This window comes from Lacinutrix sp. MEBiC02404 (assembly GCF_053601575.1).
Window position 1 is genome coordinate 38,543 of record NZ_JBSHNV010000218.1, and the last position, 22,448, is coordinate 60,990.

Sequence of the window (22,448 nt, forward strand, 5' to 3'; positions counted from 1 at the left end):
GTGCATTTAATAAAACGTATTGGATTTTACCTTGGAGGTTTCTCTATAGGATTGGTTATTCTAGCTTTTTTTTTAAACGGAAAAAAAACTTCTTGTGCTTATGGCCCTGAAGCTAGAGTGATAAAAAACATAAACACAAAAACACTTCTTTTTAGCGACACGATAGATGCGCTTATTTCGGAAAGAAAAGTAGATAGTGCTACTATTAAAAAGGCTATTTTAAAAGGAGATGTAGATTTTAGCATGAGCAATACCAGACAAAAACCTTGTGGTATATACGCTATTGAAAGTTATATAGATGATAAAGAAGTAATACTTACAATAGAGAACTGTGATAGTATTGCTACGCTACAAAATATTAAATGGTAAAAAAAAAGCTTCCTAAGTAATTAGGAAGCTTTTTTTATATGCAATCGAAAGACTAATTTCTAATAATTTTCTTTGTTTGTTTCTTACCGTTAATGTTTACAGATAAAAGATAAACACCTTTTGGATAAGATGATAAATCTAAGCTTAATGTGTTTTCATTATTCACTACATTATTTACCAAAGATCTTCCTAATATATCATGTAACTGTATTGCAGAAATAGAATTATTTGGACCAGTAACTTTAATATTTACAATGTTATCTGTAGGATTAGGATATACCGTTAATACATTATTGTCTTCTATTTGTTGATCATTTAAACCTAATTGTGTTTGTGGGTATTCTAAAATCCAAGCTGGAGGATTGGGATCTGCCATAATACTGGTTTCGTCCCAATTACTTGCAAAAAGTATTTTTGTTCCGTTTCTATTTGGAACAGCCATTGCGGAGTGTCCGTTTCCTGGTGCAACATCATTATTATGTTTCGCATAACGTTCAATAATTCCAGAGTTATCTAGTTTTATCGCAAAAATCTCTCTAGATGCTACATTATGACTAGTACAGCATTGCTCACTTACATAAGCCCAGCCTGGTCTATTTGTATTTCTACAACTAATATGACCTCCCCAGATTCCTCCAGGATACTGAAATAATGCTGTTTTTCCTTGTCCGTCTAATCTTGCAGAAAACACATAGGAATCATTGCTCCAACCACTAGGACCTTCATAAGCAACCATAACATCATTTCCATCGGCATCTATTCCTAAATCTCCATGTGTAGTTACGTCATTTATATGTCTTTCGTTTGTAAAATTTAAAGCATAAGATTTTAAACCTGCGGTTGCTCCAGAACCATCTGTTCTCCAAGAAACAACTGCAAAATTTCCTAATTGCGATACAGAGAACCAATCTAAATCGCCACTAGATCCAATATTTTTTTCTCCAATAATTTGATCTGCTTCTATATCATAAACAATTAAAGTTCTATCATTTCCGTTTTGACCAATTAAACCAACGTATTTATCGTCATTAGATTGGTTTCCTTCACCATAACCAAAATCAAGACTAGAATAATTACTAAAAGTCTTAAGTGTTACTCGTGTATTATTAAGCACATTAAACTTAACAAATTTATTTCCTGGCGTTCCATACATGTAATTAGGTTCTGTATTTGCCCATCTCCCATACGATGGAATATCTCTCCAGTATAAAAAATCAAAAGTCTCACCATCTAAAATTGCTGCGGGATAACCAGCTAACTTTATTAAGGATCCATCAGAATTCCATGTTTGATCTTTGGCATAATTATGTCTAACTCGTATAGAACTAGTACCAAAAACATTTTTATCACTAATTCTTGTGATTTTACTTCCAGATAAATCTTCGGTAAAAGATTCTAAATATTCAGGAAATTGTCCTGTAGGTGCTTCGTAAGATTCGTAATTTACGGTAGAGAGTAAAACTCGTTGTGGGTAATTTTGGGCTTTTACATTGGCACTAAAGGCTAAGAATGTAAACAAGGATGCCTTCGCTAAATTCCTGCGTAACAGAAACTTATTTAATAAATTTTTCTTCATTTTAGGGTTTTGCTATTAATCTGATGCTAATTTATAATTTCATTTCCTTTATCAGGTAAACTTCCAATTTATTCGACGAAATGCGCTATTTCTGTAAGTTTTAAATTACAAATACTGCAATTTGTAGGCATTTATTCACTCTTAATCGAAACTAAATCAGTTGGTTACATAACTTTCAGAAACGCAAATTATTTTATATACGCAGCAAACAGCCGATTGGATTTTTTAAAACGCAAAATAAGTAAAAAACTTAATTATCTGATTATCTGCTTGTAAGAAAAATAACAATACACTTTAAATACAAAAGAGGTATTTCATCTAATATGTATAAAGTAATAGTACTACAATCTAAAAAAGTACTACTTTTATTGAGCTATTAATCAAGATTACGTATTTCCCTTTGTACCTAATCCTACAATCAAGAATTTCTTGAAAAGAAAAAGACTTGCTTTTATAATACCTAGCCTTAAAGCTGGAGGTGCAGAACGTGTGGTTACTACACTAACAAATCAATTAATTAATGATTTTGATATTGTTATTGTGGTTTTATATACGTGCAAACCATTTTATAATTTAAACACAAACATTAAAGTTGTGTTTTGTAAAGACGTATATAATAGTACTCCTTCTTTTTTTCAATCGATAACAAATCACTTCCAATTAATAAATACATGTAGAAAATTAATCGCTCAGGAAAAATCGGATGTTATTATTGGTTTTACCACTATCGCAAACATTTATAGCGTTTTGATAGGAAAGCAACTTAAAAAACCATCTATAATTAGTGAACGGATTCATCCGAAATTTGGTAGTATTAGCACTTTTTGGGTGAAAGTTAGAAAACTTGTTTATCCTAAAACTGATGCTTTAGTGATACAAACCAACGACATAAAAAACTACTTTACGAAACTGATTAAAGCCGATAAAGTACAAATTATAAATAATCCGTTAGCCGAAGAATTAGCAGAACAACGAAACTTAAATGCTACCAAAAACAACCATATTATATGTGTTGGTAGATTAGAAGCGCAAAAAAATCAAGAATTATTAATTCGTGCTTTCGGCAACATAGAAAGAAAGGACTACAAACTCTTATTAATAGGAGACGGAAACAAAAAGGAAGAATATAAAAAGCTTGCCAGCGAATTAAACCTAAAGGAAAGCATCCTCTTTATTGGTAACGTGAAGGATATTTCTAAGTACTACAATACTGCAAAAATATTTGTATTACCTTCTAATTACGAAGGTTTCCCTAACGCTTTAATTGAAGCTATGTATTATGGTTTACCTTGTATTGCGACAAACTGTCCTTCTGGCCCTTCCGAAATTATTAACAATGGCGAAAATGGTTTTTTAATTCCGGTAAACGATCAATTATACCTAGAAAAGAAACTCTCCTTATTAATACATAATACCGATTTACAAATTCAGTTTAAAGAAAAAGCAATAGAGAGCACCACTATATTTGAAGCAGAATTTATAGCAAACAAATGGAAAGAGTTAATTTATAAAGTTTTATAATAAAATGCAGCTAGTTAATTTATTACCAACTTATAAGAAGCAAGAAACGTCAAACTTTGAATATACGTTCACTGTATTTACTCCTATATATAATAGAGCAGATACGCTAGAGCGCGTTTTTAAATCTTTAAATGCACAAACTTTTAAAGATTTTGAATTGGTTATGATTAATGACGGCTCTAAAGACAATTCACATGAAGTTGCATTAGAACTAATAAAAACGGCAACATTTCCTGTAAACTACATAAATAACAAAGTAAATAAACACAAAATGGCTTGTTTTATGCAAGCGATACAAGTCGCAAAAGGAAAATTCATTTTACCGTTTGATTCCGATGATGCGTGTACTCCCGATGCTCTACAAGTATTTAAAGACGAGTACGAGGCAATTCCTATAGAAAAACAGAAAAACATAAGCGGTGTAACTTGTTTATGCAACGACCAATTTGGTAATTTGGTTGGTGAGCCTTTTAAAACATCTCCTTATTATAGTAATACTTTTAAACAACAGATGGAGCAACCAAATGCTTCGGAAAAATGGGGATTTACTAAAACCGAAATTTTAAAAAACATTCAAATAAACAGTACTATTTTTTCTCGTGGCTATATACCAGAAGGAGTTATTTGGGAACTTATTGCAAAACAAGGCTTTGACACCAAATACATTAACACCACTTTACGAACCTATTATTTAGATACGGAAAATGCTATTTCTATTCAGAATCATAAAAATGATGCTTTCGGAATGGCTATTTATTCCTTATCTGTTATTAATTGGTATTATCAAGATTATTTATTTAAAAAACCAATGCTCTTTATGAAACGTGTATACACTTTATTAAGAGCTTCTCAATATTTAGAGTTTAGCTTAAAGGAATACCAGCAAGCCATACCAAGTAAATTATTGAAAATTGGTTTCACAATTGGCTGGCCATTAAAAAAACTATTATAAAAGGAATTGAAAGAAACCAACTACATACAAGCCCTTAAAAAAGTAATAAAAAATCCTACCGTAATTAATGTTATTACGGTGGCTATTATTAGCATTTTAGTTAAAGGCTTAGGTTTTTATAAAGAAATTATTGTTGCCGGCTCTTTTGGTTTATCTGAGCTATTAGATACTTTTTTTATTGCGGCAATGCTTCCTGGATTTATTAGTGAAGTGTTTTTAAATGCTTTTAAATCTGTATTTATCCCTAATTATATCGCCGAAAAAAAATCGACAAATAAACTTGGTGCATTTCAGTCTTCGAGCTTTATTATCACCTTAAGTATTGCGTTACTATTTATTGTTATCTCCTATTTATTTACCGATGTTTTTTTAGAAACCTTTTTTGAAGGTCATACGCCAGACTACTATCATTTAATAAAAACGCAATTATACTACTTACTACCTTGCATACTCTTTTGGGGATTCGCTTCTTTATTAAGCGGGTTACTCAATATATATGATGAGTTTAGATACGCGTCTATTTATCCCGTATTTACATCTATTGCTATGATAGTTTGTCTTTTGTTTTTTAAAGAACAACTACAAGAAAAAGTGCTTGCAGTAGGAATGCTTATTGGTAGTATTACCCAATTCCTCTTTTTACTAGTTGTTGCCATTAATAAAAAAATAATAAAAATTGCGAAACCAGACTTTCAAGGTTTACATACGCAAACCATGTTTAAACAGGTTCCTGCAAAAGTATCTTCTGGTTTTTTAACCGGACTTATTTCTGTTACAGATCAGTTTTTTGCGGCACAATTAATTATAGGATCTATTGCCGCTTTAAATTACGGATTGCGTATTCCTGCTTTCTTTACGGCAATTATAGTTATGGCTTTAGGGAATGTGCTTCTGCCCTATTTTTCAAAATTAACTTTAACCAATAAAGACGAAGCATTTAAAACGTTATACTATATTTTAAAACGCTTATTCATTGGGTTAATAATAGTAAGCGTTGTGCTTATATTCTTGTCGGATTTTATTGTGGAATTATGTTTTGAACGCAACGAATTTTCTTCCGAAGACACTAAAACAGTAGCAAATATTCAACGTATGTTTTTAATTGGTTTGCCTTTTACTATCTGCGGAAACATTATTGTTCGATTTTTAACTAGTATTAATAAAAATGCTTTTATGGCATATATCTCCTTTGCAACCGTTATCTTAAATATTATTTTAGACATTGTTTTAATGAAATATTATGGCGTTTTTGGTATCGCTTTATGCACCGCATTACTGCAAATGTTTAGAAGTTTAGTATATTTAAAGTACACTACAAACCAGCAAAAAGTTTTAGCTACATGAAAGAAATTCTAAAACATATCATACTTGCATTAACCATATTAAACCTGCCAACATTTGGTTTAATATCGTTTAATCCTGCGTTAGGTTCTTTAGCTGCAGCACTATCCTTAGTGTCCCTAGCATTGTACTACTTTTTTGTTAAAAAAAGTAAACCATTACTCGCTTTATTACTTATTGGAATACTCTACTACTCCATTTCCGGATTCAGTTTTTCTGGAGAGTTAAGTCTGTTTATCAAAGATATTTTTAGGTACTTTCTATTTATTCTATCCGTTACCGAAGTGGCAAAAAACACAACCAACGGAGAAGCCTGCTTTTATCTCGTTATTGGTGCTATAAGTGTCATATTAAATGCATTGGTTTTTTCTGACGAATATGGTAGATATGCTGGTTTTTATATCAATCCGAATCGTGCAGGATTAGTTTGTATTCTAGGATTTGCCTTCACCTATAGATTAGCCAATAAGAAATATAAAGTAATAGCACAATTAATATGTACTTTGGCAGGAATTGCAACCCTTTCTCGTTATTTCTTAATACTATTATTACTCGTAAATATCACCTCTCTTTTTGCAAACAGAAAGAATATTATCGGTTTAATGGTTGGTGCAATTGGTATTGTAATCATAATTAACACACCTGCTTTTAATCTAAATAAAGATCGGTTTGATGCACTTAACAGCTTCTTTAGTGAAGGAGAAGTAAAAACCACAACGATAACCAGAGAATCTAGGCAAGAAACTTGGGCGCTGTATACCGATGCTATTGTAAACAATGCTATAATTGGTAATGGCTACGGATCTATGCAAGGACATCAAGGCGATACTGTAGGTATTAAAGTTGGTGTGCATAACACCTATTTAATGGTTTTGGGAGAAGCAGGAATACTTCCTTTTTTACTCTTGGTCATATTTTACGCAAGTATGATTTTTAAAAGCTTAAGATACTTTACGACAAACCCAGAATACCTCTATTTAGCCTTAATTATGGCATCCTATTTAATGGTTTCCCATAATTATTTTTATAACTATATCATTCTATTTTTTACCATTTGGCTATACACAAGGTTTAGTTTGGAGAAAGAAAAAGAAGGAAATTTAATAACAGAATAACTATGTGCGGTATATACGGATCAACCATAAAATACACACCTGCGCAAGTGAAAGACAAACTTGCAAGAACCTCTTTTAGAGGACCGGATGCGACGCATTATACCTTTAATGGCAAAAATGAAAACATCATTTTCGGACATAATAGATTATCCATTATAGATTTAGATCCTAGATCGAACCAACCGTTGGCCTATAAGCACATTCATATTGTTTTTAATGGAGAAATTTATAATTTCTTAGACATTAAAAAACAACTTCAAACTAAAGGATATACTTTTAATACCACAAGTGACACCGAAGTGCTTTGCGCAGCATATTTAGAATATGGCGAAGCTTTTATAAACAAGCTAAATGGGATGTTCGCCTTTGTTATTTACGACGAAAAAGAACAGCGTTTATTTGGTGCTAGAGACCGCATGGGACAAAAACCATTCTATTATTACTTGGGTGAAAATGGTTTTGAATTTGCTAGTCAGATTTCATCTATACAATTACATAATACCAATTTATCCATTTCTAGTAAAGCGATTTCGCAATATCTCACTTGGGGAAACATTCCGGATCCTCTTTCTATTTTTAACGAAATTCATAAGCTAAAAGCTGGTTATTCTTTCACATTAGATTTAGCCAGTAACACCTTTAAAAAATCGCAATATTGGGATATTTCCAGCAACAATAATTCGTTATTTACAGGAAGTTATGAAGATGCAAAACAAGAACTTTCCTATCTAATTAAAGATGCTTCCACCATTCGATTATTTGCAGATGTTCCGGTTGGCGTTTTTCTTTCCGGCGGAATTGATTCTTCAGCTATTGCAGCCTTAGCATCTAAAAGCACGAATAGTAAAATAAAAACATTTTCTGTAAAGTTTAATGAAAAAGGCTTCGACGAAAGTAAATATGCAGCACAAGTAGCAAAACATTTAGATACCGAACATCATGTTATTGATTGTAATTATTCGGAAGGTTTAGATTTAATAGAAAACTTTAGTGAATTTTATGATGAACCTTTTGCCGATGCTTCCGCAATACCGTCCATGCTATTAGCAAAGCATACCCGAAAACATGTAACTGTAGCACTTTCTGGTGATGGTGGTGATGAGAGTTTTATTGGCTACACACGTTATAAATGGATGAAACAAGTAGCTCCGCTTTATGCGATTCCTTCCGGATTAAGAAAATTTTCAGCAAATCTTATAGGAAGTCTTCCACATTACAAATTAAAAACGATTGCTAAAGGTTTACAACAGGATTCTTTAGACGATTTATACATGGCAATTAGCAGCGGCATTGATAATTCTTGGCTTCAAAACGCGAACGATTACACGAATGTTTCCGAAGTAAAATACTTAAAAGAGTCTAATAAAAATCTGTTAGAACGTATTTCAGATTTCGACTTAAAAACCTATTTAAATTGGGATATAAACACCAAAGTAGACCGAGCAACAATGGCATATTCGCTAGAAGCTCGTGCGCCACTTCTAGATTATAGAATCGTAGAATTTGCGCGTTCGTTGCCAACCGGTTTTAAATACCAAAAAAATAATCAAAAACGCATTTTAAAAGATGTGTTGTATGATCATGTGCCTAAAGAAATGTTTAACAGACCAAAATCTGGTTTCACAATGCCTTTCTCTAATTGGTTTAAAACAGATCTTAAAGATTTTGTACTAGACAATTTAACAGAAGATACGCTAAAACAAATACCAAATATAAATGTGAAAGAAGTACAATTACGTATCCAGCAACATATGGATGGTTCTTGGAATAGATATCCGTTAATCTGGAAATTACTAGTGCTTAAACAATGGTTAGATAAAAACGGAAATTCTTTTTCTATAAAATAATGAACAACAAAAAGATTAAAATAACATTTGTAATTCCGTCACTAGCTGCTGGTGGCGCAGAGCGTATCTTGTCTTTTGTAGCCCAAAATATAGATAAAAGCAGATTTCAACCTACGCTATTAGTCGTTGGTTTTGAAAAAGACACGGTGTATGATGTAAGCAATCTAGATGTCATTTATCTAAATAAAACGAGAGTGTTAAAAGCCTTTTTTGCAATTGCAAAGCATTTTAAAACCCAAAAACCACAAATTGTAGTCAGCTCTATTTTTCATTTAAATACCATGATCGCATATCTATCTATTTGCTTTCCTAAAATAAAGTTTGCTGCAAGAGAAGCTAATGTTTTAAGTGTATTGGCGCAACATGATCGAGGAAACAGATTGAGCTTTTCTAAAAAAATCATCGTAAAAGCATATACATTGGTCGACTGTTTAATTTGTCAATCCAAAGACATGCAAGAAGATATGATGGCTAATTATGGTGTTGCAAAAAGCAAAACGGCATTAATAAACAATCCTATCACCTTTAACGCCGTACCCAAAACGGAAACTAGAGATACTACTAAACCGCTTCAAATTATTACTGTTGGCAGATTAAGTAAAGAGAAAGGTCATGAAAGAATTATAGAGGTATTATCTAAATTAGAGTTTCCTTTTCATTATTTTATGATTGGCAATGGCAATGAAAAAGAAAATATTGTACATTTAATTCGTTCCAAAGGAATTGAAAATCAAGTAACTCAGATAGATTACACCAAAAATGTGGAAGATTATTTGAGAAAAAGTGATATCTTTTTACTTGGTTCGTATTCGGAAGGATTTCCTAATGCATTAATAGAAAGTTGTGTCGTTGGTACACCAATTATTGCGTTTAATGCGCCAGGAGGAATTAATGAAATTATTCAACCAGGAAAAAATGGTTTTATTATAAATACAGTAGAAGAATGTGTTCAGGAATTAACCAACCTTAATACGCACTTTTTATTTTCCCCTAAAACTGTAAACCAAATAGTTGTAAACAACTTTAATAGCAAAAAAATTATTAATCAATACGAAGCACTTTTTATTAAACTAACCACGACCTATGCTATTTAACTCCGTAGAATATCTAATATTTTTACCTACAGTTTTTATACTGTATTGGCTGCTTAATAAAGATCTAAAAAAGCAAAACATATTATTGTTAGTTGCCAGTTATTTCTTTTATGCTTATTGGGATTGGACCTTCCTTTCCTTAATCATTTACAGTTCTTTTATAGATTATTATATCGGAATTAAAATTTACGAAACTACTTCCGCGAAAGCGAAAAAGAACTGGTTACGACTCAGTTTAGTCTCCAATTTAGGACTTTTAGCTGCTTTTAAATACTTCAACTTTTTTACCGATAGTTTTGCAGAAATGATGCTACTATTTGGTTGGCAAGTAGACCATGTTACCTTAAATATTATACTTCCTGTAGGAATTAGTTTTTACACGTTTCAAACCTTAAGTTATACTATCGATGTTTATAGAGATAAACTAAAGCCGACAAAAGATATTGTAGCCTTTTTTACGTTTGTTAGTTTGTTTCCGCAATTAGTTGCAGGACCAATTGAAAGAGCTTCTAACCTATTACCACAAATAGAAAACGTACGAAAGTTTAAACAAAAATGGTTTCACGATGGTATTTTTCAAATTGCTGTAGGTTTATTCCGAAAAGTTGTAATTGCAGATAATTTAGGAGTTTATGTAGATTCCATTTATGCGAGTCCAGATGTACATAATTCGAGCACATTATTACTTGCTACCGTATTTTATTCCTATCAAATATATTTTGACTTTGCAGGATATTCAGATATTGCCATTGGTAGTGCAAAACTATTAGGATTCCGATTTAACCAAAACTTTAATCTGCCCTATTTTTCAAACTCTATAGCCGATATTTGGCAACGTTGGCATATATCACTATCCTCATGGTTGCGGGATTATTTGTATTACTCTTTAGGTGGAAGTCGTGGTACAGCCCTTTTTACCTTTAGAAACTTAATGTTAACCATGATTCTAGGAGGATTATGGCACGGGAATAGTTGGAATTTCGCGATCTGGGGAGCCATTCATGGATTGCTACTTGTTAGTGAAAAAATTATATTCACCGTTTTAAAAATCAAAAATGCAGGTTGGTTTGGTTACATCTATCCGTTTTGTTTGGTACTTATTTCGTGGGTTTTCTTTAGAGCAAAAGACTTTGAAGCTGCAGGAGTAATCGTTAAAAAGCTAATTTTCTTTGATTTTAAAGTTCCGTTTATTGGGGACACGAACGCTATTGCTACAGGTATATCCATGCTTCTAATAGGTATGTCTTTAGACCTTTACTTATTTAGATCGAAACAAGATTTAGAAACTTTAGGTCGTAAACTTAGTCCAATAAAACTTGGAGCAGCTGTTTCTTTAATCATACTTCTTATTAGCTTGTTTTACTCTACGTCTAATAACTTTATTTATTTTCAATTTTAAATGTTATGAATAAAAAACAAATCATACAATCCACAAAACTTATAGCTTTTATCATCGTTTTATCTTTTGTAGTAGATAAAATAGCATATTTTACAATAACTAAAATTAGTGATACCGTGTATTCTGGTCAGGCAATTGGTAAGCTAAACCATTATTTATCCATAAAAGACACAACGAAACTTATTGTTTTTGGGAGCTCTAGAGCGAATCATCATATCGATGTTAAAAAATTAAATGAATCTAGTTTTAACATGGGAGTCGATGGTAAATTTATAGCATATAGTGCCACGCTAATTAAACTACTTCCTAAAGATGTAAAGCAAACTGTAATTCTTCATGTAGATCCAAATGTTGCATATAGAGAACACTACAATAGAGAGGAAACAAAAACCTTAATGGTGAAGTATCATACCAATGATATTATAAAGAAAGAACTTATAAGAGCCGATTTAACGAATCCTTTACAAGAATTTTATTGGTGTGTAGATTATAATGGTTTGGCTTTAGGGATACTTAAAAATGCTATTTTCCCTAAGTATGATTTAGAACACTATTATGGATATGATCCTATGGAAATAGATGGTACGCAAAAAGAAATATTCCAAAAGATATTAGAACGTAACGACAGTATTGTATGTCGAACGGATTTAAAACTCAATCCGCTTTTTGAAACCTATTTAAAAGAAATAGATTCGTTTTGCACAAATAATAACAAAAGATTAATCACAATTACGACACCATTATATATAGATAAATGCCCGGAAGACAATGATGCATTAAAGAAAGTAATGGAAGATTTACATATTGAATACCACGATTATAGCCACTTTTTTGACAACGACAATAAACCAGAATACTGGGCAGATATTGCACACATGTCTAATATAGCTTCTGAGATTTTTTCGGAAGCATTAAGTAAAGATTTAACTATTGATGACTAACAAAAAAAATATTTCCCTATTTGTATCTTCTATTGGTTTTGGTGGTACAGAACGCGTAGTTGCTAGGTTAGCAAATGAACTTGTAAAATATTATAATGTTACTTTAATACTTATCTACAATAACATAGACTTACCTATTCATGAAGACGTTAACGTGGTTCGCTTGTCCACAAAAGAAGAACATTACGACAATTCTTCCCTTTTCAAATTAGGTAGCTTTCTATTAAGTGGTTACAAATATCCAAAAATAATTAAACAACATAATATAGATATTAGTGTTTCCTTTTTAATTAAACAAAATGTAATTAATGGGTTTACCAAAATGTGGAACCCAAATCTAGAAACTATTATTAGCGAACGCTGTTTTCCTTCTAAAACCTATGGTGCATTTGGGAAACAATTAGTAAAATATTTTTACAATAAAAATACGAGTCTTTTTTCTAATTCGGTGCATATCAATTCCGATTTACTAGACAATTTTCATGTAAAAACGCCAGCACATGTAATTTACAATCCAATCTATACCCTTCAAGAAAAGCCTGCTTTTTTAAGCCATTCAGAAGAAAATAAACCTTTTCAAATAGTTGCTGTAGGGCGCTTAAATCCGGTGAAAAATCAAAGAAGCTTAATAGAAAGTATAGCACTTATAACAGAAGAAATTGCTTTAAATATTTATGGCGTTGGGGCTTTAGAGGAAGAACTAAAAGCACTTACAAATACTTTAAACCTTAATGATATTGTTAGTTTTAAAGGAAATAGTGAAACTATAAATAAAGAAATAGTAAAACATCATTGTCTAGTATTAACCTCTCTTTCTGAAGGATTTCCAAATGTAATTCTAGAAGCTATGTCACTTGGTGTCCCTGTAATTGCTACCAATTGTATGTCTGGACCATTAGAATTATTAAACGATAATGAAGAAATCCAAATTGAAACAGGCGAATTTTATAAAGCGAAATATGGATTACTAGTAAATGTTGACGATAACGAAGGTATAGCGAAAGCAATTACCTATTATAAAAACAATAATTCGGTAAGAGAAAACTATAGTAATCTAAGTTTTACAAAAGCAAAACAATACGATATTTCTGTAATAGGAAAACAACTTAAAAAATTAATAGACTCGCATTTATGTGTGGAATAAACGGCATAATAAGTAGAAGTGGTACACGTGAAGAGATAAGCAATTCATTACAAAAAATGAATCAGTTAATCTATCATCGTGGTCCTGATGAAGATGGTTTTTGTATTGAAAATCATGAAGAATCCACCATTGCTATGGCGATGCGAAGACTTTCTATTATAGACTTAAGCACCGGAAAACAACCTATTTACAATGATGATAAAAGCATTGTAATTGTATTTAATGGCGAAATTTATAACTACCAAGTTTTAAAACAGCGTTTAGAAAAACAAGGCGTTACTTTTAAAACCAAAAGTGATACCGAAGTCATTTTAAAACTTTATGAAACCAATGGAGAAAGCAGCTTTGCCGAACTAGATGGTATGTTTGCTTTTAGTATTTATGATAAAAACAGAAGTAAGGTTTTTATAACGCGTGATTTTTTTGGCGAAAAACCTCTGTATTATTATCAAGACAAAGAAAATTTCTTTTGGGCTTCAGAGTTGAAATCTATTGTTAATAATCTAGATAGTAAACCAGAAATTTCTAAAGAAGGCTTAAACCTATATTTCAGATTAACCTATACTCCTGCTCCTTTTACTATATATGAAAACATTTTAAAATTGGAAGCCAATCATTATATCGATTATGATTTAAATACGAATAACTTTCAAATACATAAGATAAATACCATTAAAACCGAAAAGCAAGATATCGCTTTCGCGGAAGCTAAAAAGGAACTCAAAACCCGAATGCTAACCAGTATTGAAAGTCGTTCGATAAGTGATGTTCCGCTTGGTACCTTTCTTTCAGGAGGCGTAGATTCTTCCATTGTGAGTTTAGGATTATCACAAATGAACAATCAAAAAATAGATACGTTTTCTATCGGATTTGATAAAGCATCGTTTGACGAAACCGACAAATCGAAACTCGTTGCCAAGATGATTAATAGTAATCATCATGAGTTTATTATTTCAGAAAAAGACATTGAAAAAAACATTCATGAAATTCTGCTAAATTTCGATGAACCTTTTGCTGATTCCTCGGCATTACCAACCTATTTGGTAGCGAATAAAACAAGAGATTTTGTAAAGGTGGCTTTAACTGGAGATGGTGGAGATGAAGTTTTTGGCGGTTACAACAAATATTATATTGGTAAACTAAACAGCAAGTATACAAGTGTGGTTCCTGCCTTTCTGCATAACGCTTCCAAAAGTGTTTTAAACAAATTACTGACTACAAAAGACGATAATAGAGGAAAACGTTTTAAGCTAAAAAAGGCTGTAAACGCAATAAACTACAACAACGAACATTACTGGAATATCATTTCATTAGGATTTTCTAACGACACAGAAAAGCTATTAAAATCGGATAGCACTCAGTTAAAACCTTTTAATTATTACAAAGAGAAATCTGGAATTGCAAAACCAAAAACCGTTCATGAGTATCGCGAAATAGACCGTCATATAAGTTTAGAAGGCGATATGTTGGTAAAAGTAGATAGAACAAGTATGCTTAACTCTTTAGAATGCAGAGCGCCATTTTTAAATAAATCCCTTTGGGAATTTGCTAATAGCTTGCCAGAAGATTATTTACTAAAAGGGTACAGCAAAAAACACATTTTAAAAGAAGCTTTTAAAGACGAGTTTCCGGAAGGTTTCTTAGAGAAATCTAAAAAAGGATTTGTCGTTCCGGTTGGAGATTGGTTACGTTCTGGCTTAAAACAAGAATTAGAAAGCTATATAGAAACTAAGTTTTTAGAAAAACAAAATCTATTTAACATAGACTATATCCAACAATTGGTGCATAATCACTTAACAGGAAAAGAAGATAATAGTTACAAAGTTTGGACCTATTATACCTTTCAAAAATGGTATGTGAATTTGTACAACTAATTAACCTCTGTTTTATGCAACTTCAACAACTTCCCAAAATCTGCATCATAATGTTGCGGCGTAAAAGCACCACAACCAGATTCTGCATGAAAGGTTAATTCTCCAAAATAAATTTTATCGTTTACATGGTAAAAATCTACACGTAGATAACAAAAGTCTTTAGCGAAAATTTCCCCCAAAGCAATCATTTTATCATAGAGTTTCGGTTTTTTTACTTCGCTTCCACTTTTATAAACCCATTGTAAATCCATTAAATTCCAATCTACATCATACAAATTACGTCGGTGGTTTTTCTCTCTATCAATATCTACTTGCGTAAAAACAAGTTTTCCGTTAAAATAATGCATTTTATAATCAAAAGGAATTTCGCCACTTTCATCCATTAACAATTCTTCAACGACTACTCTACGCTCAATATTTTTGTATTGCCACTCTTTATATCTGTAGTAATAATTAATATTTAAAAACTTAGAAAGTGTATTTTGCACGTTAATCCAATTATGCTTGGTTTTATCTCTAACTATAATGCCGCCTGAACTATCGTGATTGGTTTTTATAATAAATGGAAAATCCGGTAAATCCTCCGGAACAATATCTTTAACATTTTTTGTTTCTAGCACTAAAGGAATCAGATACTCTTCCCCTATTTTTTCTTTCACATATTCTCGAACCTTATATTTATCAGCACTAATAGTATGTAAAGATGTTCTATCATTTAATTTTAACCATTGAAGTTTTTCGTTAAAAGTCTTCGGGTTTTCTAAATCTGGAGCATAGCCCAAATTCTTTATAAACTCTCTTTTAATAACGGTTTCATCGGAAACTAAGGCATAACGAAAATATTCGTATACATTTTTAAATGGCTGAATAACTGTAAAACCCAATCTTGTATTATGGTATATGTTAGATATCAATTGCTTCATTTTAAGCTTCCGTTTTTATTTTAGTTACATCTAATAAATTTCCTAATTCCAAATCATATTTCTCTGGATGAATAGTTTCTAATCCGCTACCATGATGAAAAGTAACCTCTCCAAAGTAAACAGTACCTTCAAAATCGTATACATCTATTCTAGCATAACAAAAAGGCTGAGACAGCTTTGTTGCAACGTCTAGCATTTCATTTAAATTCTTCGGTTTTTCTAAATCTCTTCCATTATCCCAAAGCGGCTTACCATCATTCCACAAAGACCAAGTATACGGCAACAAATTCCAATCAACATCGTATAAATTTCGCTTATGATTCGTGTACCTATCGATATCTACTTGAATAACTTCCACTTTCCCATGAAAACAATGTATTTTATAATCAAAAGGAATTTCGCCAGCTTCATTTACCAACAATTTTTCCCCAATAACACAAGGTTTTATGTTTTTATACTGCCATTCTTTACCTGAATAGTAATAATTTTTGCTGAGCAATTTCTTAAAGTGCTTTTGCATTTTTTTCCAATCTACAATTGCTTTATCTCTTACAATAGTTCCACCAGAACTGTCGTGGTTTGCTTTCATAATAAATGGAAAATCAGGAAAACTAGAAGCTTTTACCTCTTCAGCATTATAACTTTGAAATACTAGCGGAATCAAGTACTTAGCACCAACAGTTTCTTCTACATACTTTCTAACTTCAAACTTATCTGCACAAGTGGTATGTAAAGCTGTTCTATCGTGCAGCTTTAGCCAATTAATTTTTTCATTTAAGGTTTTAGGATTGTTTAAATCTAACGATTTACCAAAGCGTTTTTTAAAGTTTTGTTTTAAAAACGTGGCATCGTCTATATAATGCGATCTGTAATAATGATGCAATTCTTGCACAGTATCGATTATATTTTTTCCAATCCAAGTATTATGGTATAAATACTTAGCAATCTTTAACATAAATAGCGTTTTGTCCATTCTAAAGTAGAACAAATTTTAGTAAACAAAAAACTTATCTTATTTTAGTTGTAAATTTATTCCATGATTAAAAAAATCTGTCTTGTTGGTGGCGAAGATGTCCATAAACGCATATCCTTATCTAGCTATCTTAAAGATGCCGGTTTTCAGGTTACCATTCTTGGTACAAGCTCTCAAAAATTCCCAGATTACATTAATTATGTACCCTATAATTTAGTGCGAAGCTTCTCGCCTACTGCCGACAGAAAAACATTAAAATGGTATAAGAAATTTTTTACGAAAAATGAATTTGATGTCATTCATACCTTCGATACAAAACCCGCTTTTTTACTCCCAATAGCATTAAAAAAAACAAAAACACCAATAACAAGAACCATTACCGGATTAGGAACAATTTTCATGTCTAACAACCTGTCTAGCTTCTTTTTAAGAAAGGTCTATTACACGCTTCATCGAAGCGTGAAACATCGGGTGTTTAGAACTGTTTTTCAAAATTACGACGATAAAAATTTATACCAATCACACCAACTAATAACCGATAAAAACTTCAAATTAATTTTTAGTAGCGGCATTGAATTAAAAAATATTAATAAAACTGCAAAGCGAAATAACACGCCTTTTACATTTATTTGTGTTGCTCGTTTGGTATACGAAAAAGGAATTATAAATCTTTTAGAAGCTGCTAGAATTTGTAAAGATAAAGGGCATAATTTTAGAATACTACTTGTTGGTCCTTTAGAAGAAAACAGCAAACGATTAAACCAAAACATACTAGATCAATACCAAGATATTGTGGATATGTTAGGAAGCAGAAATGATGTTTTTGATCTTCTTTTAGCTTCGGATGCTTTCGTATTACCAACCTTTAGAGAAGGTTTTGCAAGAGTACTACTAGAAGCTGCTGCAGTTGGATTACCTATGGTTGCTACAGATGTTACAGGAGTTAGAGAATTTGCAAGACACGAAAAAGAAGCTTTATTAGTAGAAGTAAAAAACTCGGAAGCACTTGCAAATGCGATGATACGATTAGCTACCAATCAAAAATTAGCGAATGAATTAGCCGAAAACGCATTAAAACACGTTGAAAAGTTTAGTTTAGAAAATGTTTCTAAGCAATATATTAATATCTTTAACGAAGCTATTAATCACAAAATATAACGAAAATGAAAATCCCATTTTCTCCTCCTTACATTAACGACAATGTAATCAAAGAAATTACCGAAGCCTTAGAATCTGGATGGATTACCACAGGACCAAAAGTAAAAAAACTAGAAGAACTTGTTAGCTATTATACCAAAGCGCCCAATGTGCTTGGCGTAAATTCTGCTACTTCCGGGCTCATGCTTGCCTTAAAATGGTTTGGTATTGGCGAAGGTGACGAAGTTATAATTCCGGCATATACTTACGCAGCAACCGCTTTAGCAGTTATTCATGTTGGCGCAACACCAATAATGGTGGATATTGAAGACGATTTTAATATTTCATTAAAAGGAATTAAAGACGCAATAACAGAAGACACAAAAGCAATAATCCCTGTAGATATTGCAGGCTGGCCTTGTGATTATGATGCTATAAATACTTTAGTAGATAATACTAGAGATCTGTTTCATCCAACACACGAAAATCAAGAAAAATTAGGAAGAATTGTAGTAATTGCAGATGCTGCACATGCCATTGGCGCAGCATATAAAAATAAATTTGTTGGAGCAACCACAGATATTACGGTGTTTTCTTTTCATGCTGTTAAAAACGTGACTACTGCTGAAGGTGGCGCCATTTGCTTAAACTTACCTAAACCTTTTGTTAACCAAGAAGAATATAACTACTTACGCTGCCTTTCTTTAAACGGACAAACTAAAGATGCATTTACAAAATCTAAAGCTGGTGGTTGGAGATACGATATTATATATCCTGGCTTAAAAATGAACCTTCCAGATTTACTTGCCGCTGTTGGCGTGGCGCAATTACCAGAATATTTTGATTCTATTTTAGATAAACGAAAAGAGATTTTTACTTATTATCAAGAGTATTTTGCCACAAAAAATTGGGCAATCCTTCCTCCTTTTCAAAATGATGAAAAAATATCTTCTTGTCACTTATACGCTTTACGAATCAAAGATGCAACAGAAGAACAACGCGATGCTATTATAGATAAAATCGCTAGAGAAGGAGTTGCAGTTAATGTACACTTTCAGCCATTGCCATTATTGAGTTTGTTTAAATCTTATGGTTACAAAATCGAAGATTACCCAAATGCTTTTAATAATTATAAAGCAGAGATATCTTTACCTATTTATCCGCAATTAACAGAAGAACAGTTACAATATATTGTAAGTACAATTACCAATGCTGTAGAAACCACACTATGATAAAACGTTTGTTTGATTTATTTTTTTCACTATTTGGCTTGGTAATATTATTCCCAATATTATTGGTGATTGCTATATTCATTAAACTAGAATCTAAAGGTTCTATTTTTTACAGACAAACACGAGTTGGTAAAAATAGTAAAGATTTTAAAATCTTTAAATTTAGAACCATGTTTGTAGGAGCAGACAAAAAAGGACTATTAACACTTGGCGACAACGATTCTAGAGTAACAAAAGTTGGTTATTTTTTAAGGAAATTCAAACTAGACGAAATGCCACAACTCATTAACGTGCTGCAAGGAACGATGAGTTTTGTTGGCCCGAGACCGGAAGTCCGCAAGTATGTAGAATTCTATTCTAATGAAGATTGTGAAATACTACAAGTAAAGCCAGGAATTACAGACTATGCTTCTATTGCTTTTAGAGACGAAGCAGAACTTTTAAAGGATACAGATAATCCTGAAAAACTTTATATTGAAGATATTATGCCAAAAAAAATCGCTTTAAACAAGATGTATATTGATAATCCTTCCGTGTTTACAGATATTAAAATCATTATGAAAACATTTCTAAGCATTTTAAAATGAAACTGGATCAAGGACATTTAGTGGTTTCTTTAGACTTCGAATTATTTTGGGGTATTTTTGATGTTCGCTCTTTAGAAAGCTACAAATCGCAATTAGAAAAAGTTTCCGAAATCATTCCTAGATTATTAGCATTAAGCGACGCATACAATATCCACCTAACCTTTGCTACTGTTGGGTTCTTACTTGCTAAAAACAAAGAAGAGTTAATTCGGTTTAGCCCAAAACTAAAACCTAGTTATAGTAATTCTAATTTTAGTCCCTATAGATTATTGGATGCTATTGGCAATAATGAAATAGAAGATCCATATCATTATGCAACCTCGTTAGTAGAAAAAATACAACAAAATGGCAACCATGAAATAGGAAGCCATACGTTTTGTCATTATTATTGCAACGAGTCCGGACAAACAGCAGAACAGTTTGAGGCAGATTTATTAGCGAATATTAATATTGCAAAACAGCATGGAATTACGATTAAAAGCATGGTATTCCCAAGAAATCAAATAAACGAAACGTATTTAAGAATTTGTGCAAAACATGGCATTTTAAGCTACCGAGGAACGGAAAGCCACTGGATGTATAACACGAATGACACCGAGCTACTGGGTAAAACAAAAAATAGGATTTACAGATTGTTAGATACGTATTTAAATATTTCTGGACATAACACGCATGACTTACAAATGCAACATGGTTTGATAAATATTGCTTCTAGTCGATTTTTAAGATCGTATAGTATGAATTTAAGTTTTTTAGAAGCCCTAAAAATTAAGAGAATAAAAAGAGGGATGACCTATGCTGCTAAACAAAAGCAAGTTTATCATTTATGGTTTCATCCGCATAATTTTGGAGAAAATACAGAACAGAATTTCAAAGGCCTAGAAGAACTTTTTGCCCATTACAACATGCTTAAAAGCACATACAATTTTAAAAGTAAAACCATGGCGGATTTGGCAATTTCAGCAAGACATTAACTAAATAATATTCTATAGTTAGTCTCTTCACCTACTACATAATAGCAATCCGAATCTAAACTCTTAATTTCAAAAATACGTATATCTGAAATAGCTTCCGGTTTCTTGTATAATTCGTCATAAATTATAGCTTTTAAAAAAGAGAAATCAGCATTCTTCAAATCTATTAATTGCATAGAATTTGTATCTTCTTTTACTTCTAATTTTTCAATAGTATATTTCCTTCTTGCAACTACTTCCGCTTTCTTTCCTTTTAATAAAAACTTAAGTTTTACATATTTTTCGTTAACACTCTTATCTCTTAAATATTGCTTCAGCGCATATTTAGATTTTATAAATTTTGCTGTCGTAGACGCCACAATACTTTTAGAATCGTATAAAATGTGATTTTCGTAGGTGTATTCTTTATTAGTCCATCTATTTTTATATTCGTATTCTCCTTTCGAAAAATCATAAATAGTATATCCGTTATCAAAACACCAATTAAATAGTTTGATTATTGTGGTATGTCCTAAATTAAATCGGTAATAATCGGTATCAAAAGAAGTAATTGCGTAAAACATGGTGGTATCCGAAAGAAAACTAAGAGAAACTCCGATGGGTTTATCGCCATTACTAATTGTTATTAATAAAGCGCGTTTTTCTTGAAGCATCTGAAAGATTAAATCATAGTAATAATCCCAAGTTTCCAGTATGTCATTATCTTTTTCCAATTCATTAAATCGCTTGGTAAGTAAAGACTTAAAACCATCCATGATAACCTGATACGCTTCTTTTTCAACACCTTCATTATAAATGGAATAACGAATATCAAAACATGCTTCAAGTCGTTCTTGGTTTCGTCTAAACTTATATCTTGTATTCGATTTAAACTGACTTTTAGCAAAAGCATCATAACTTTCAAAAGCATCTAATTCTGCCAAAAAACCTTTGTACTGCCCTACTTTATAGATTTTTAAATCGGAAGCATTAGGTGTTTCCAAATTAAAATAAGACGGCACATCATGCATTAAAAAAGCTTTTCCCTTAAAATCTTTTTCTTTAGGATCGACAACATAAGACATACCATTGGTTATGTTTTTACCAACATTATAGAACAAAGGAAGCATACTACTTTTCACAAAGGTAACATCCTTAATAAACTTAAAATTTAAACCTGGTTTTGAGGCATTAAAATACTTGGACCAAACTGTAGTAAAGGTCTTGGAAACAAATGGGTTGTTTTTCATAAAATGATAAATAGCTTGCACTAAATTATTACTTAAAAAGAATATATCCTAACCAATCGCCTCTTTAAAGGACGAAAATAATAAGCTGTAATATTATATTTTGTATATTTAACATGATCTATAACAGATTATTACATACAACCTCCTTCATGATATTGATTTAGCAAAAAATTATTAAAAAAAGTAGACTATTGGCATATTAATTAATTAAGCCTAAAGC

The 22,448-nt window shown here is 31.7% G+C and carries 19 protein-coding genes; 15 read left to right on the top strand and 4 right to left on the bottom strand.

The features are described from left to right. Positions 1-369, top strand: a complete 369-nt coding sequence (locus ACVCXO_RS14155) for a hypothetical protein (protein ID WP_452230240.1) — start codon at positions 1-3, stop codon at positions 367-369. A 52-nt stretch (positions 370-421) separates the two neighbouring features. Here ACVCXO_RS14155 and ACVCXO_RS14160 read toward each other — a convergent pair whose 3' ends face one another. Then, complete coding sequence (locus ACVCXO_RS14160; protein ID WP_452230241.1) at positions 422-1,945, bottom strand: T9SS type A sorting domain-containing protein; 1,524 nt, start codon at positions 1,943-1,945, stop codon at positions 422-424. Between the two features lie 429 nt (positions 1,946-2,374). Between ACVCXO_RS14160 and ACVCXO_RS14165 the strand changes: the two genes are divergently transcribed. From ACVCXO_RS14165 to asnB (ACVCXO_RS14210), 10 genes are read left to right on the top strand one after another with little or no spacing between them, the layout of a single operon-like run. Next, complete coding sequence (locus ACVCXO_RS14165) at positions 2,375-3,466, top strand: glycosyltransferase family 4 protein (RefSeq protein WP_452230242.1); 1,092 nt, start codon at positions 2,375-2,377, stop codon at positions 3,464-3,466. Positions 3,467-3,470: 4 nt separating this feature from the next. After that, complete coding sequence (locus ACVCXO_RS14170) at positions 3,471-4,418, top strand: glycosyltransferase family 2 protein (RefSeq protein WP_452230243.1); 948 nt, start codon at positions 3,471-3,473, stop codon at positions 4,416-4,418. Positions 4,419-4,424: 6 nt separating this feature from the next. Continuing rightward, positions 4,425-5,762 (top strand): murein biosynthesis integral membrane protein MurJ, encoded by a 1,338-nt coding sequence (gene murJ / locus ACVCXO_RS14175; RefSeq protein WP_452230244.1) that lies wholly within the window; start codon positions 4,425-4,427, stop codon positions 5,760-5,762. Then, the gene (locus ACVCXO_RS14180) at positions 5,759-6,874 is read left to right on the top strand and encodes an O-antigen ligase family protein (protein ID WP_452230245.1); all 1,116 of its coding nucleotides are present in this window, start codon (positions 5,759-5,761) and stop codon (positions 6,872-6,874) included. The genes murJ and ACVCXO_RS14180 overlap by 4 nt, the downstream gene beginning before the upstream one ends. A gap of 2 nt (positions 6,875-6,876) precedes the next feature. Further along, positions 6,877-8,721 carry an asparagine synthase (glutamine-hydrolyzing) gene (asnB, locus tag ACVCXO_RS14185; protein ID WP_452230246.1) on the top strand — a complete coding sequence of 615 codons (1,845 nt, stop codon included), beginning with the start codon at positions 6,877-6,879 and terminating at the stop codon, positions 8,719-8,721. Further along, entirely contained in the window at positions 8,721-9,815 is a 1,095-nt protein-coding gene (locus tag ACVCXO_RS14190) for a glycosyltransferase (protein WP_452230247.1), read from the top strand. Before asnB (ACVCXO_RS14185) ends, ACVCXO_RS14190 begins: the two co-directional genes overlap by 1 nt. Next, positions 9,805-11,214: an MBOAT family O-acyltransferase gene (locus tag ACVCXO_RS14195; RefSeq protein WP_452230248.1), complete on the top strand. Its 1,410-nt coding sequence runs from the start codon at positions 9,805-9,807 to the stop codon at positions 11,212-11,214. Before ACVCXO_RS14190 ends, ACVCXO_RS14195 begins: the two co-directional genes overlap by 11 nt. A gap of 5 nt (positions 11,215-11,219) precedes the next feature. After that, a complete protein-coding gene (locus tag ACVCXO_RS14200; protein WP_452230249.1) occupies positions 11,220-12,155 on the top strand; it encodes a hypothetical protein in 936 nt (311 codons plus the stop codon). Further along, positions 12,148-13,299, top strand: a complete 1,152-nt coding sequence (locus ACVCXO_RS14205; protein ID WP_452230250.1) for a glycosyltransferase — start codon at positions 12,148-12,150, stop codon at positions 13,297-13,299. Before ACVCXO_RS14200 ends, ACVCXO_RS14205 begins: the two co-directional genes overlap by 8 nt. After that, a complete protein-coding gene (gene asnB, locus ACVCXO_RS14210) occupies positions 13,287-15,173 on the top strand; it encodes an asparagine synthase (glutamine-hydrolyzing) (RefSeq protein WP_452230251.1) in 1,887 nt (628 codons plus the stop codon). Before ACVCXO_RS14205 ends, asnB (ACVCXO_RS14210) begins: the two co-directional genes overlap by 13 nt. On the opposite strand, the gene ACVCXO_RS14215 is transcribed toward asnB (ACVCXO_RS14210), so the two are convergent. Together ACVCXO_RS14215 and ACVCXO_RS14220 are read right to left on the bottom strand one after the other, a co-directional pair. Beyond that, a complete protein-coding gene (locus tag ACVCXO_RS14215; protein ID WP_452230252.1) occupies positions 15,170-16,096 on the bottom strand; it encodes an ATP-grasp fold amidoligase family protein in 927 nt (308 codons plus the stop codon). The two genes, asnB (ACVCXO_RS14210) and ACVCXO_RS14215, sit on opposite strands and share 4 nt — an antisense overlap. Position 16,097: 1 nt before the next feature. Then, complete coding sequence (locus ACVCXO_RS14220; RefSeq protein WP_452230253.1) at positions 16,098-17,051, bottom strand: ATP-grasp fold amidoligase family protein; 954 nt, start codon at positions 17,049-17,051, stop codon at positions 16,098-16,100. Between the two features lie 81 nt (positions 17,052-17,132). Here ACVCXO_RS14220 and ACVCXO_RS14225 point away from each other — a divergent pair, with 81 nt between their 5' ends. Genes ACVCXO_RS14225 through ACVCXO_RS14240 form a run of 4 tightly spaced genes read left to right on the top strand, consistent with a single transcriptional unit; the run spans position 17,133 to position 20,999 of the window. Further along, positions 17,133-18,227: a glycosyltransferase gene (locus ACVCXO_RS14225; protein WP_452230254.1), complete on the top strand. Its 1,095-nt coding sequence runs from the start codon at positions 17,133-17,135 to the stop codon at positions 18,225-18,227. Between the two features lie 5 nt (positions 18,228-18,232). Further along, complete coding sequence (locus tag ACVCXO_RS14230) at positions 18,233-19,438, top strand: DegT/DnrJ/EryC1/StrS family aminotransferase (protein ID WP_452230255.1); 1,206 nt, start codon at positions 18,233-18,235, stop codon at positions 19,436-19,438. Further along, on the top strand, positions 19,435-20,025 hold the full coding sequence (locus ACVCXO_RS14235) for a sugar transferase (RefSeq protein WP_452230256.1): 591 nt from the start codon (positions 19,435-19,437) through the stop codon (positions 20,023-20,025). Before ACVCXO_RS14230 ends, ACVCXO_RS14235 begins: the two co-directional genes overlap by 4 nt. Next, positions 20,022-20,999 (top strand): polysaccharide deacetylase family protein, encoded by a 978-nt coding sequence (locus tag ACVCXO_RS14240; RefSeq protein WP_452230257.1) that lies wholly within the window; start codon positions 20,022-20,024, stop codon positions 20,997-20,999. Before ACVCXO_RS14235 ends, ACVCXO_RS14240 begins: the two co-directional genes overlap by 4 nt. Here ACVCXO_RS14240 and ACVCXO_RS14245 read toward each other — a convergent pair. Then, positions 20,996-22,228, bottom strand: a complete 1,233-nt coding sequence (locus tag ACVCXO_RS14245; protein ID WP_452230258.1) for a GNAT family N-acetyltransferase — start codon at positions 22,226-22,228, stop codon at positions 20,996-20,998. The two genes, ACVCXO_RS14240 and ACVCXO_RS14245, sit on opposite strands and share 4 nt — an antisense overlap. Positions 22,229-22,448: the final 220 nt, after the last annotated feature.

Excerpts from the sequence above, each read along its gene's own strand:
- ACVCXO_RS14160 (WP_452230241.1), bottom strand. The coding sequence starts at position 1,945 with ATGAAGAAAAATTTATTAAATAAGTTTCTGTTACGCAGGAATTTAGCG.
- ACVCXO_RS14170 (WP_452230243.1), top strand. The coding sequence starts at position 3,471 with ATGCAGCTAGTTAATTTATTACCAACTTATAAGAAGCAAGAAACGTCA.
- ACVCXO_RS14180 (WP_452230245.1), top strand. The coding sequence starts at position 5,759 with ATGAAAGAAATTCTAAAACATATCATACTTGCATTAACCATATTAAAC.
- asnB (WP_452230246.1), top strand. The coding sequence starts at position 6,877 with ATGTGCGGTATATACGGATCAACCATAAAATACACACCTGCGCAAGTG.
- ACVCXO_RS14190 (WP_452230247.1), top strand. The coding sequence starts at position 8,721 with ATGAACAACAAAAAGATTAAAATAACATTTGTAATTCCGTCACTAGCT.
- ACVCXO_RS14195 (WP_452230248.1), top strand. The coding sequence starts at position 9,805 with ATGCTATTTAACTCCGTAGAATATCTAATATTTTTACCTACAGTTTTT.
- ACVCXO_RS14200 (WP_452230249.1), top strand. The coding sequence starts at position 11,220 with ATGAATAAAAAACAAATCATACAATCCACAAAACTTATAGCTTTTATC.
- ACVCXO_RS14205 (WP_452230250.1), top strand. The coding sequence starts at position 12,148 with ATGACTAACAAAAAAAATATTTCCCTATTTGTATCTTCTATTGGTTTT.
- asnB (WP_452230251.1), top strand. The coding sequence starts at position 13,287 with ATGTGTGGAATAAACGGCATAATAAGTAGAAGTGGTACACGTGAAGAG.
- ACVCXO_RS14215 (WP_452230252.1), bottom strand. The coding sequence starts at position 16,096 with ATGAAGCAATTGATATCTAACATATACCATAATACAAGATTGGGTTTT.
- ACVCXO_RS14220 (WP_452230253.1), bottom strand. The coding sequence starts at position 17,051 with ATGTTAAAGATTGCTAAGTATTTATACCATAATACTTGGATTGGAAAA.
- ACVCXO_RS14225 (WP_452230254.1), top strand. The coding sequence starts at position 17,133 with ATGATTAAAAAAATCTGTCTTGTTGGTGGCGAAGATGTCCATAAACGC.
- ACVCXO_RS14230 (WP_452230255.1), top strand. The coding sequence starts at position 18,233 with ATGAAAATCCCATTTTCTCCTCCTTACATTAACGACAATGTAATCAAA.
- ACVCXO_RS14235 (WP_452230256.1), top strand. The coding sequence starts at position 19,435 with ATGATAAAACGTTTGTTTGATTTATTTTTTTCACTATTTGGCTTGGTA.
- ACVCXO_RS14240 (WP_452230257.1), top strand. The coding sequence starts at position 20,022 with ATGAAACTGGATCAAGGACATTTAGTGGTTTCTTTAGACTTCGAATTA.
- ACVCXO_RS14245 (WP_452230258.1), bottom strand. The coding sequence starts at position 22,228 with ATGAAAAACAACCCATTTGTTTCCAAGACCTTTACTACAGTTTGGTCC.